11 protein-coding genes are annotated in these 12,072 nt (G+C 58.2%); 7 read left to right on the top strand and 4 right to left on the bottom strand.

The window, feature by feature from the left end:
* Positions 1–57: 57 nt before the first annotated feature.
* Positions 58–1,629 (top strand): methyl-accepting chemotaxis protein, encoded by a 1,572-nt coding sequence (locus PTE30175_RS17275; RefSeq protein ID WP_150698308.1) that lies wholly within the window; start codon positions 58–60, stop codon positions 1,627–1,629.
* Between the two features lie 150 nt (positions 1,630–1,779).
* Here the strand turns inward: PTE30175_RS17275 and PTE30175_RS17270 are convergent, their stop codons facing one another.
* From PTE30175_RS17270 to PTE30175_RS17260, 3 genes are all read right to left on the bottom strand, one after another.
* On the bottom strand, positions 1,780–3,117 hold the full coding sequence (locus tag PTE30175_RS17270) for a cation:dicarboxylate symporter family transporter (RefSeq protein WP_224788828.1): 1,338 nt from the start codon (positions 3,115–3,117) through the stop codon (positions 1,780–1,782).
* An 86-nt stretch (positions 3,118–3,203) separates the two neighbouring features.
* On the bottom strand, positions 3,204–4,415 hold the full coding sequence (locus tag PTE30175_RS17265) for a pyridoxal phosphate-dependent aminotransferase (protein ID WP_150698307.1): 1,212 nt from the start codon (positions 4,413–4,415) through the stop codon (positions 3,204–3,206).
* Positions 4,416–4,440: 25 nt separating this feature from the next.
* Positions 4,441–5,106 (bottom strand): RraA family protein, encoded by a 666-nt coding sequence (locus tag PTE30175_RS17260; protein ID WP_150698306.1) that lies wholly within the window; start codon positions 5,104–5,106, stop codon positions 4,441–4,443.
* A 126-nt stretch (positions 5,107–5,232) separates the two neighbouring features.
* Between PTE30175_RS17260 and PTE30175_RS17255 the strand changes: the two genes are divergently transcribed.
* The 6 genes from PTE30175_RS17255 (at position 5,233) to PTE30175_RS17230 (ending at position 10,810) form a co-directional block, all read left to right on the top strand.
* Positions 5,233–6,180 carry a LysR family transcriptional regulator gene (locus PTE30175_RS17255; RefSeq protein WP_150698305.1) on the top strand — a complete coding sequence of 316 codons (948 nt, stop codon included), beginning with the start codon at positions 5,233–5,235 and terminating at the stop codon, positions 6,178–6,180.
* A 251-nt stretch (positions 6,181–6,431) separates the two neighbouring features.
* Positions 6,432–7,256 carry an ABC transporter substrate-binding protein gene (locus PTE30175_RS17250; protein WP_224788827.1) on the top strand — a complete coding sequence of 275 codons (825 nt, stop codon included), beginning with the start codon at positions 6,432–6,434 and terminating at the stop codon, positions 7,254–7,256.
* A 52-nt stretch (positions 7,257–7,308) separates the two neighbouring features.
* Positions 7,309–8,007, top strand: a complete 699-nt coding sequence (locus tag PTE30175_RS17245; protein WP_150698303.1) for an amino acid ABC transporter permease — start codon at positions 7,309–7,311, stop codon at positions 8,005–8,007.
* A 3-nt stretch (positions 8,008–8,010) separates the two neighbouring features.
* Complete coding sequence (locus tag PTE30175_RS17240; RefSeq protein WP_150698302.1) at positions 8,011–8,745, top strand: amino acid ABC transporter permease; 735 nt, start codon at positions 8,011–8,013, stop codon at positions 8,743–8,745.
* Positions 8,720–9,448, top strand: a complete 729-nt coding sequence (locus tag PTE30175_RS17235; RefSeq protein ID WP_150698301.1) for an amino acid ABC transporter ATP-binding protein — start codon at positions 8,720–8,722, stop codon at positions 9,446–9,448. Before PTE30175_RS17240 ends, PTE30175_RS17235 begins: the two co-directional genes overlap by 26 nt.
* A 12-nt stretch (positions 9,449–9,460) precedes the next feature.
* On the top strand, positions 9,461–10,810 hold the full coding sequence (locus PTE30175_RS17230; RefSeq protein ID WP_150698300.1) for an NAD(P)/FAD-dependent oxidoreductase: 1,350 nt from the start codon (positions 9,461–9,463) through the stop codon (positions 10,808–10,810).
* On the opposite strand, the gene PTE30175_RS17225 is transcribed toward PTE30175_RS17230, so the two are convergent.
* Positions 10,759–12,021, bottom strand: coding sequence for an alpha-hydroxy acid oxidase (locus PTE30175_RS17225; protein ID WP_150698299.1), 1,263 nt, complete (start codon positions 12,019–12,021; stop codon positions 10,759–10,761). The two genes, PTE30175_RS17230 and PTE30175_RS17225, sit on opposite strands and share 52 nt — an antisense overlap.
* Positions 12,022–12,072: the final 51 nt, after the last annotated feature.

Here is a 12,072-nt window from a genome sequence, read left to right as displayed (position 1 = left end):
AAGAACAAACTGCCGGCCACCCCGCGCTTCGCAATGCGTTGAACCCCGGGGGAAGTCTTGAAAGCGATCAGATTCGACACGATAAAAACAAAGCTCGCCTGCTTGGTGGGTTTGTTGCTGGTGATTTCCGCGCTACTTGTCGCCGTCGGCGCCTTCGGCATATACACGGCAAACGAAGGGCTGCGCAGTGTGTACGAGAATCGGACGGTGGCAATACAATCGCTGTCCACACTGGACAATCGGCTACAGGAGCAAAGCGCGGTGCTTACGGAGGCGTCCCTTGATCCGGCCAACAGTAACCCTAAGGTCGCCATAGCCCAGAATCTCCAACGAAAACGCGAGATTGACAATGTCTGGAAGCAGTTCCGAGCGCGACCGTTGACGCCGAGCGAAGTCACTTTGGCCGGCCAGTACGAACGCTTGTATGCGGAGCTGCGGGACACGGCCTTCAAGCCCCTTGAAAAGGCACTGGACTTCGGCGACCCGGTAACCGCCGGCGCGATTGTCTACAACAACGTCCACGTCATGCTCCCCAAGGTCAAGGCAGCGCTCCAGGATCTGAAGAACTTGGAAGTGAGTCTTGCGAATGCCGAGTATCACCTCTCGGCCGAGCGTGCGCGCATGCTGTCAGCCATACTGCTCTTCACGTCGGCGGCTGGTTTGCTGGGGGCCACGGTGTTCGGCGTGATCGTCGCTCGCAATCTGTACGCCCAGCTCGGGGGCGAGCCTCGGTACGCAGCTACTTTGCTGAGAAAACTGGCGTCCGGACAACTAGCCATCAACGTCAACGTGTCTGCGCGCGACAAGGGCAGTTTGCTGCTCGACTTGCGCCATATGCGCGATGCCCTTGCAGAAACGGTTGGCAACATCCGAACCGCCAGTCAAAGTGTTGCGATCGCCGCTGACGAGATTGCCAGCGGCAACAACGACCTGAGCCAGCGGACGGAAACCCAGGCCGGCAATCTCGAGCGTACCTCCCACCGCATCAAGGAGCTGACGGTCACGGTCAGCAAAAATGCGGCTGACGCCCTCTCCGCAACAAAGCTCGCCCTTGACGCGGTGGCAGCGACTGCCAACGGCGGCCAAGCAGTTTCCAGCGCTGTTACGTCCATGCGCGCCGTTTCCGAGGCGTCGTCCAGGATGTCGAGCATTGTTGCAACCATCCAGAGCATTGCGTTCCAAACGAATATCCTGGCGCTGAACGCTGCGGTCGAATCGGCCAGAGCCGGTCACCACGGGCGCGGTTTCGCGGTCGTGGCCGGGGAAGTGCGCACCTTGGCGCAGCGAAGTGCCGATGCGGCAAGCGAGGTGAAGGTGTTGATCCAGGAAACGCTGCAAAGGGTTCAGCTAGGCGCCGAACAGGTTGAGCGCGCGGGGGCCACCATGTCCGACATTCAAACGTCGGTCCATCAAGTTTCAACGTTGGTCGATGAAATCGCACATGCGTGCCGGGAACAGAGCGAAGGCTTGCAAGGCATCAGTCTGGCCGCACAAGACATGGAGCACACAACCCAACAGAACGCCGCCCTGGTTGAACAAGCCGCGGCAGCGGCGAGCTCGCTAAGGGAGCAGTCTGGGATCCTTGAGTCGGCTGTCGGCCGCTTTACCGTATCGGCAAACACTCGCTGACAACGTTCAGCGAACTTGTCCCGATGGCGAAAGCGCTTGCGACTCACCGAACACGTTGACGTGCGACACGAAAAAAGAGCAGCGATGCTTTCGCCTCGCCGCTCGAAGGTACTACATGGATGATCCTTGATTACTCCACACGTGCCACAGTCATTTCCTTGCTTCTTCCAGACTCGCCAGGTACATTCGCCCTTTCACCTCGTCGTACTGCCCTTCCCATTTGGCAATAATCAACGGAGCCAATGCGTTACCAACGACGTTCAACGCGGTGCGCCCCATATCCATGATCCGGTCGATTCCTGCAATAAAGGCCAAACCTTCAAGCGGCAACCCCGCGCTGGCCAACGTCGCCAGAAGAATGACGAACATGAAACCGGGAACGCCCGCCGCTCCCTTGGAGGTCACGACCATCGTCAACGTCAGCAGAATCTGCTCCTGAAGTCCGAGGTGAATGTCGTAGAGCTGGGCAACGAACAGCGCACCAATCCCGAGATAGATGGAAGCGCCATCCAGATTGAACGTGTATCCGGTGGGGACAACGAATGTCGTAATCGCCTTCGGCGCACCATAGTCCTCCATCTTTTTCATCAACTGCGGCAGTACCGTTGCCGAGCTGCACGTCGAGAAGGCGATGACCAGTTCGTCCTTGATAACTTTCAATAACGTGAAGATATTGAAGCCGAAAATCCCTGCGGTCATACCGAGAACGCCAACGGCAAATAACACTATCGCGCCATACGTGACAGCCACAAGCTTCAGAAGCGGAAGCAAAGAACCGAAGCCGAAATTCGCGACAGTCACGGCGATGAGTGCCGCGACCCCAATGGGAGCGTAACGCATCACCATGTTCGTGACCTTGAACATCGTGTCTGATACGCCGCGCAGGGTAGCTAGCACCGGTTGCCGAAGCTCGGGTGACACCGACTGAAGCCCCAGTCCGAACAGCACAGAGAAGAAGATCACGGGAAGCAGGTCCCCCCGAGCCATCGATGCGAAGATGTTGTCCGGAACGATGCCGAGCACCAATTGCATGAAGCCATGATGGCCCGACATCGACTCACCCGCGCTCTGCAACTTCGAGATATCCACCTTGCCGAGCTGTGAAATGTCGGTACCGGCACCCGGTTGAAACAGATTGCCGAATGCGAGACCGATGACGATCGCGATCGTTGTGACCACCTCGAAATAGAGCAGCGTCTTGAATCCGATTCGCCCCAACGCTTTTGCGTCGCCTACACCTGCAATGCCGACGACCATGCTGGTGAATACGATGGGGACCACAATCATCTTGATCACCTTGATAAACAGATCGCCGGCGGGCTGCAGATAGTCAGCGGCGATATCGGCCCGTGCCTCGGGATAATGATGCAGCACAAAACCAATCAAAATTCCAATGGCCAACCCCAATGCAATCTGAAAGGCCAGTCCAATGCGTAGTTTGGGCCGCTGCGACGCGGCGTCCATGTTTTGATTTGCGACGGCGCGCATGTCTCTCTCCTGCTCGCAAAATGCTTTCATTGTGCAAGCGATTCACGCCGCCGACATTGCCGTGTCGGCGGCGCCTGATGACCCGATCAGCTAAGTGCGGCGCAAGCCGCGACAATGCGCCTGCATCCTTCGCGAATCGCATCCTCCGATGTGGCGAACGACAGCCGAATATGTGGGGGGACGCCGTATGCGGTGCCATCCAACGTGGCCACCCCAGCTTCCTCGGTGAAATAGTTGACGACGTCGCGATCGGAGTTTAACGTCACGCCCTTCGGCGTCTTCTTTCCCACCAACCCGCGAACGGAAGGGTAAAGATAGAACGCGCCCGAGGGCGGCGTCACGTACATTCCCGAGGCGTCCTCGAGCAATTGCGCCATGAGCGTGCCGCGCGCAGCGAAAACCCTGGCTGCATGCTGCGGTGCCTCCTGACTTCCGGAAAATGCAGCGATCGCCGCAGCCTGGCTGATGGAACTCGGACAGGTCGTCGTCTGCGTAATCAACTTCGTCATTGCATTGACCAACGCCACCGGACCGGCGCCGTACCCCAGTCGCCATCCTGTCATCGAATACCCTTTCGACGCGCCGTTGACAATCAGACTGCGGTCCCTGAGCTCCGGCACCACCGCCAGCGGGGACACGTGCCGGCTCCCGTCGAAGACGAAATGTTCGTAAATTTCATCGGACATCAGCCAGACGTGGGGATGGCGCTTGAGCACGTCGCCCAACGCCCGGATCTCCGCTTCCGAATAGACAGCACCGGTCGGATTGTTCGGGGTGTTCAAAATGACCCATTTCGTGGCCGGCGTGATTGCCGCCTCCAAGGCCTGCGGCGTCAACTTGAACCCTTCGGCCTCGCTACCGACGACAACGACCGGAACACCGTCGTTCACGACAACCATATCCGGGTAGGAGACCCAGTACGGCGCATGAATGATGACTTCATCTCCCGGATTGAGCGTCACCGCCAGCGCGTGAAAAATGATGTGCTTGCCGCCGGCACCCACGACGATATTCTCAGGGGCGAATGCGACTTGATTGTCCCGCAGGAGCTTTGTCGCGATTGCCTTTCGCAACGCTGGCGTGCCGCTGGAGTGGGTATATCTGGTCTGTCCCGCGTGCATGGCGGCGATCGCCGCCTCAATGACGTGCGCGGGAGTCGGCAGGTCAGGCTCGCCGGTAGTGAAATCAATAATATCGCGCCCCTCTGCCCGTAGTTTGTCGACGAGTGCTTTGGCAGCCAGACTGGGCGACGGCTTGATCCGATGGATACGTTCCGAAAGGAATGTGGTATTCGACATGTTGTGCTCGCAAATTCCTGATGAGTTACGCTACCAATCCCTTGGCTTCGAGAATCTTTTTTATCCACACTTGATCGCGGCGTCCCGTTGCGATCTCAGCCTGAATTGCCTGCTCTTTCTCGTTGTGCTTTGCCGCAAGCACCATGAGTTCGCCAGCGTCCGATTGCGGAAAGCAAACCACGCCGTCCTCATCGCCCACGACGATGTCCCCGGGACTTACGATCTGACCGCCAACGCTCACCGGAACATTGAGCTCACCCGGGCCATCTTTGTACGGGCCACGATGGACAACACTGCGGGCATAGCAAGGAAAATCGTCGAAACTGGCGACATCCCGGATCGCCCCGTCAATAACGAAGCCCACGCAGCCACTGGCTTGCGCTTGCAGCTTGATCAGTTCACCAACGAGCGCATTCTCGGCATTGCCCGCACCGTCCACCACCAGAACGTGGCCAGGCTGGAGCATCGTCAGCGCTTTGTAGATCATCAAGTTGTCACCCGGGCGACACTTGACGGTAAAGGCGGTGCCGATGAGCTTGCGCGTGCGGTTGTAGCGCGTGAGCCCGACGATACCGACGCTACGCGCGAGATTGTCGCTCAAATGCGGGACCACGACATTTTCAAGCGCGGAAATGATGGAAGTGGGTGCTACGGCAGGCGCCGGATTCACGCGAAAGCCAGTGAGGCTCATGAAAAATCTCCGTCTTGGAAAACGCCATTCGGCGCAACGGAGAGAACAATACGGCGTCAAATTGTCCTAAAAAAGCGATTTTTTTCTATCGTAAAATATCGCTAATTTTCATACTTGGAGACAACGATGCTGACTTTCAAGCAAGTCGAGGCGTTGTACTGGATTGTGCAACTCGGCTCTTTCGAGGCGGCTGCCAGCAAGTTGAATGCAAGCCAGTCGGCGATTTCGAAACGCGTTCAAGAGCTCGAGAGCACGTTCGAATTCGAGGTATTTGATCGCTCGAAGCGCACCGCCCGACTGACTGATAAGGGCGAGGAACTGTTTCATTACGCAAAAGAGTTGCTGGAGCGGCGCGACGAAATCGTCGAACGCGTGAGTGCGAAGGAGGTACTGGTGCGGCGGCTGCGTCTCGGCGTGACCGAACTGACTGCGCTGACCTGGTTGCCCCGACTGATCTCCGCAATCAAGCAAGCGTATCCGAAGGTCATCGTTGAAGCCGAAGTCGAACTGAGCGCCACGCTACGGGAGCGGCTTGAGGCAAACACGATCGATTTCATCGTCGTGCCCAGTGCCGCTGTCAGCGAACGTTTCGTTTCGACGCACATCGCCTCCGTCGAAAACGCATGGCTCTGCGTCCCCGGGATGGCACCGACCGCCCGATCGATTCCTCTTTCCGAGATCGCCCAGTTTCCCATGTTGACTCAAGGCAACCTTTCCGGCACCGGGATGACCTACGGCCGGTTCCTTGTCGAGCATGGCGTGAGCGTGCCCAAAGTGTTCGCCAGCAACAACCTTTTGGCTCAGATCGGATTGACGTTGTCGGGTATGGGTGTCAGCTATCTGCCCAAAGCATGCCTGAACTACCTGGTCACCGATGGCTCCCTGCAGGAGATACGGACGCGCCCAGCGCTTCCTCCCATCGAATACGTTGCCCTATATCGCGCCGATCACGCCTATTCATTGAACGCCGAAATCGCGAAGCTCGCGGCGGAACACTGCGACTTCAGCCATCTCCTTCTCGCGCCGCAGTCGCGTAACCCGCCTGGCAGACGTAGGGGAATTCCCGCGACGTGATGTCGATCGCGCGAAACACACACGCGATGCGACTTCGCAAAGCCCTTGATTCAGGGGCTTCGCAACAACACATTTCTTTTTTTCATAAAAAATCATAAAAAAATATCGCTATTTTCGCTATTTTTGCCCTGAAACAATCGACTCAACGGTGACCGGCGAGTCGTCAAACGGGTAACTGTCTCGCTTCGATACGCCTCCATGGCGTTGGTCACCGCAACATCCAGACCACCGCTACGTAGATGGAGCAAGAAATGAAGCAGATTGCGAAAATCGCCTTTGCCGTATGCGTGCTGAGCGCCGCTTTCGTGGACAGCGTGCATGCGGATGCACTCAGTGACATCAAGGCGCGCGGGACACTCGTGTGCGGCGTACAAAGCAACCTCGACCCGTTCGGCTTCCAAGATCAGAGTACCCGTGAACTCCAAGGCTACGATGTCGATTTTTGCAAGGGTGTGGCCAAACAGCTGGGCGTGAAGGCCGAGCTTAAAGTGGTATCGCTCGAAGGTCGCATCCCCGAACTGCTGGGTGGACGCGTCGATTTGCTCGCGGCGGTGTTGGGATACACGCCGGAGCGGGCCAAGCAGATCGGATACAGCGATGGCTACTTCGTGAGCCAGCACCGCTTGGCGGTCCGTGCCGATGGTCCGTACAAATCCCGCGACGATCTGGCTGGAAAACGCATCAGCATCATCAAAGGCACCAGTAGCCAAGTCTTCCTGGCCAAGGTTCTCCCGACCTCGCAGTTGGTCAGTTTCGAAGACGGTCCGTCGGCCTTCATGGCGCTCGCGCAGGGGAAAGTGGACGCATACGCGCTGTCGGAAACGCTCCTGCGTCGATTCATTGCGAAGCTGGGGGGCGACGGAAAAATCAAGGTACTTACGCCGGCACTCGGCGAAGAGACCTGGGGCTTGGGCGTGCGCCGCGATCAGCCTGAACTCCTGAAGGCGGTGAACACGGCGCTCCAATCCATGGAAAAGTCCGGCGAAGCGAAGCAGATCTTCGACAAATGGTTGGGGCAAGGCACGATCTTCAAGATGACTCGTGAGTTCACGATTCAACCCATCAAGACTCAATAAAGCCACACCGGGGGCGGGGTTCCCCGCCCCCGACAGTAACGATGGGATGCTTATGAACTACCGTCTTGATTTCGACGCCATATTGCATGGCGAGTACGGCGCCATGCTCATCAGAGGATTGAAACTCACGCTGTTTCTGACCGTCGAGGCGTGGATTCTGGCGGTTATCGTCGGGACCGCACTCGCCGTATTGCGTCTTGGCGGCGGCCGAGTCATTGAGAAGTGCGTGCAAGCGTATGTTGCCTATCATCAGAGCGTGCCGATGCTCGTGCAAATTCTGCTTTGGTACTTCGGCATATCTTCGATACTTCCCGAGCCAGCGCAAAGCTGGATGAACGCGCACAACTGCGAATTTCTTTTCTCCGTTATCGCCATCGGGCTGTGCATGGCCGCCTATATCTCGGAAGACCTGCGCAGTGGGCTGCGAGCCGTGCCCTACGGCCAACAGGAGGCGTCACGGTCATTGGGACTGTCCTACCTGAAAACGTTGCGTCACGTCGTCCTACCCCAAGCCGTTCGGGTAGCGACGCCGGCCTTGATCAACCATTCGGTGTTGCTGTTCAAAAACACCAGTCTGGCCATGGCGATCGGATGTGCGGAACTCTCATACGCAACACGCGAGATCGAGAATCACACATTCCGAACCTTCGAAAGCTATCTCATCGCGACTGTCGTGTATCTGCTGATTTCGTTATTGATCATGGCGACCGGCGCCGTCACGGCTGGCAAGTATCGCATCAAGGGGCGCTAATTCATGCTCGATATCCTGAAAGACAATTGGGAGATGCTGCTTCTCGGGCAGTACCCCAACGGCCCACTGGGTGGACTGGCGCTCACGCTGATTCTGTCGGTGGCAGGTTTGGGCCTCTCGTTTCCGTTCAGCATTCTTATTGCCCTGGGACGTACGAGCCCGATCGCGCTGTTCAGAATCCCAACCACCGTGATTGTGTATGTCGTGCGCGGCGTTCCACTCATCATGCTGATCTTCTGGGCGTACTTCTTCGTACCCTCGATTATCGGCCGCCCCGTCACCGGCTTCACCACGCTGTTGTGCACGCTCGTGGTTTATGAGGCAGCGTATCTGGGTGAAGTCATCCGCGCCGGCATCGAAGCCCTCCCCCGTGGTCAGGTAGAAGCGGCTCGCGCGCTGGGTTTGTCGTACTTCAAGACAACCTTGCGCGTAGTACTACCTCAAGCGCTCTACAACATGCTGCCGAGCATGGTGAGTCAGTTCGTGTCGACGATCAAGGAAACATCGCTCGGATACGTCATCAGCGTGCAAGAGCTCACGTTCTCGGCCAACCAGGTCAACAACAACCTGCTAACCCAGCCGTTTGGCGTATTTGCCATCCTGGCCCTGACCTACTTCATCGTGTGCTTTGTCCTTACCCAGTTTGCACATCGCCTCGAGAAGCGCATTCACAACAAGCGCAAGGGCGCTTCGATCAAGCGGAGACCAGTTAATGATCTACTTCTTCAAGGTAAATAAATGGTATGGGGAATATCACGCCCTGGTCGATGTCACGGCACAAGTAAAAAAAGGGGAAGTCGTGGTCGTTTGCGGGCCATCGGGATCGGGTAAGTCCACCCTCATTCGAACAGTCAATCGTCTGGAGGAAATCAAGGACGGTTCCATTACCGTCGACGGTCATGACGTGCATGCCGGCGGACTGGACGTCAATCGATTTCGCTCCGGGGTTGGATTTGTCTTTCAGCAATTCAACCTCTTTCCTCACATGTCTGCGCTTGAGAACATCACGCTCGCCCCCACCTCGGTGGGCGGGATGAGTAAGGCCGAAGCTCGGAAAAAGGCCATGGACCTGCTCGATCGCGTCGGATTGGCGAGCAAGGCCGACGCCTATCCGGGCCAACTCTCCGGCGGGCAGCAGCAACGTGTGGCGATTGCCAGAGCGCTGGCTATGAATCCACCGGTGATGCTGTTCGACGAGCCGACCAGCGCACTCGACCCAGAAATGGTTGGAGAAGTGCTCCAGGTCATGAAAGCTTTGGCGAAAGAAGGCATGACGATGGTCTGTGTAACCCACGAGATGGGGTTCGCTCGCGAGGTTGCCGATATCATCTGGTTCATGGACAAGGGGCAGATTCTCGAGGTCGCCGAGCCTGAAGCGTTCTTCACGCAGCCGCAACACCCGCGCGCGAAGCAGTTCCTGTCGGACTTGCGTTCGCACTGAGTCGACGCCCCCATGACCAACGTTTTGTCGAACCACCAACAGCGCTTCGACGCCATTGTCATCGGAGCCGGAATTGTCGGGCTTGGCGCCGCATACGAGCTGTGGCGCCGGGGAAAACGCGTCGCGGTCATTGACCGGCAGGCGCCTATGGACGGTTGTTCTGCGGGAAACGCGGGCTACCTGGCGGATGCCAACATATTCCCGCCCGCGACCAGACAAGCCCTATTGAGCGTGCCGTCAATGCTGCTCGACAAGGACGGGCCGCTCGTTATCGACCCGCCCTATCTCCCATCATTGGTCCCTTGGGGAATCCGCCTGTTTCGAAGTATGTCGAGCAAGCGGGAGTTGGAAATTCACCGAAGTCTGGCGACGCTGACCACTCGCGCCATCGACAGCTATGGCCCGATGCTCAAATCCGTCGGCGCCTCCGACATGCTCGAACGTCGCGGCGCCCTAGTTGCGTGTTTGCGGCCCGAAACCGTGGAACAACGTGCCAGGATGATCCCGGTTTTCGAAGCGCATCGCATTGCGGCGCAACGGCTCGGCAGTGGTCAGGTCCTCGAATTGGAACCCAGTCTGGCACCGAACATCTCGGGCGGCATATTTTTCCCAAACGCGGCTCGCTGCATCAATCCGCAACGACTTGGCCAAGTGATCGCCCGACATCTTCAATCGAACGGCGTCACATTCGTCCGTGACGAAATCCTGACGATGGAAGCGCTCGACTCAGGTGCGCCAACGCCTGGCGAAGCTTGGAATGTGGTCGGAAGTTCGTCGACTTACATCGCAGCACAAGTGGCCCTGTGCGCCGGATATGCGTCCCGCAAGTTGCTTGCAACACTGGACATCGACGCGCCGCTGGCGTCCGAGCGCGGATATCATTTGATGCTGCCCGATGCGGGCATCACGTTGCGTCGGCCCGTCGTGTTCGCGGAACCCTATTTTGCCGCGACGCCCATGGAGCATGGATTGCGTCTGGCGGGAACCGTGGAATTCGCCAAAACGGACAAGCCGATGACGGAACGACGCGCCGACATGCTGCTGAAGTTGGCCCAGCCGTATTTGCCAGGAATTCGGGGCGAACATGCTTCGCGGTGGATGGGCGTACGTCCAACGACGCCCGATGGTGTGCCATACATCGGTAGCATCACCGGCCGTCGAGGTCTCTTCTACGCTTTCGGACACGGCCATGGCGGCCTGACGCTTGCCGCGGTGTCCGCCAAGGTGCTGGTAGACATGATGACGGACCAGCCACCGTCCTTCGACGTTTCGCCGTATACGTTGAACCGTTTCGATAAGCGCGCCCGACGTCAACACGAAGTGCAGTCGGCGACCAAGCCCCAGTGGCGATCCGGTTCCTGATGCGCATCAGCCGGGAAGCGCGCATCCCCACGCATCTGCATTTCCCCCGGAAACAGATAATCCCGGCCGATGTCGCCGATTGACGCCACTCCGAGCAAACCCATATTGCGCAGTACCTCTTCATGCAATATTTTGATCGCGTGCGCCACCCCGGCCTGGCCGCCAATCGTCGCCGCATACCCGAACGGACGCCCGACAAAGACAAGTTTGGCGCCAAGCGCAATGGCTTTCAACACATCCGTACCCCGACGCACGCCGCTATCGAGCATCACGGGAGTGTTAGGCACGGACTCGACGATGTGCCGAAGCACCCGAAGCGGGGCTACGGTTCCGTCCAGTTGGCGCCCCCCATGGTTTGACACGATGACGCCGTCCGCGCCCATGTCAACGGCTTGACGAGCATCGGCATGATTGACGATGCCTTTGATGATGAGTGTGCCGGGCCACATTTTCCGTATTGCCGCGAAGTGCTTCCATGTCAGATGCCCCCGGTCCGAGAAGTCGCGCAGAACACTCGCCGACAGGATAGGCGCCCCGCGCTCTGCGTAGTTGTTTTCGAAGTGAGGCATGCCGTGCTTCACGATGGTTCGCAAGAATGTCCCGAACAACCATGTGGGATGTGTCACACCGTCCCAGGCCAGACGGATCGATGGTCGTAGCGGCGCCGAGAACCCTGTCCGGACATTGTTCTCCCGATTTGCCGCCACGGGCGTATCCACCGTGATGACGAGCGTCTTGTAGCCGGCCGCCTTGACCCGCTCGACAAGCGCGGCAATTCGCACGTCCTCGCCCGGAAGATAGGCTTGGAACCACGCATCGGGATTGACCGCGACAACCTCCTCCAACCGAATGAGCGACGATCCGCTCATGATCATCGGCACATTGCCTCGCGCGGCTGCGGCGGCCAGGACAATATCGCCTCGGTACGCAGACAATGCACTCAACCCCATCGGGGCAACGCCGAATGGCGCGGCATAGTGTTTCCCGAACAGAAGCGTGCTCGAGGAACGCTTCGACACATCGACGAGTACGCGCGGCACCAGCGAGAAGGCTAAGAACGATTCGCGAGTCGCGGTGGCCGATGCATTGTCCTCCGACGCGCCGGCGATGTAGCCGAAAACAGGACGTGGCAGACGACGTCGTGCAGCCTGTTCGAAGTCGTTCAAACTCAAGATTGAGGCGAATCGCCGTGGGTTCATACCGTTTTGCATCAGGTGAAATGCTGCCCCGAGCGCTAGCGCGCGGAGCCTCGCTGTATCGGC

Source organism: Pandoraea terrae (assembly GCF_902459695.1).
Lineage (GTDB): Bacteria > Pseudomonadota > Gammaproteobacteria > Burkholderiales > Burkholderiaceae > Pandoraea > Pandoraea terrae.
This window is presented reverse-complemented; position numbering and strand designations above follow the sequence as displayed.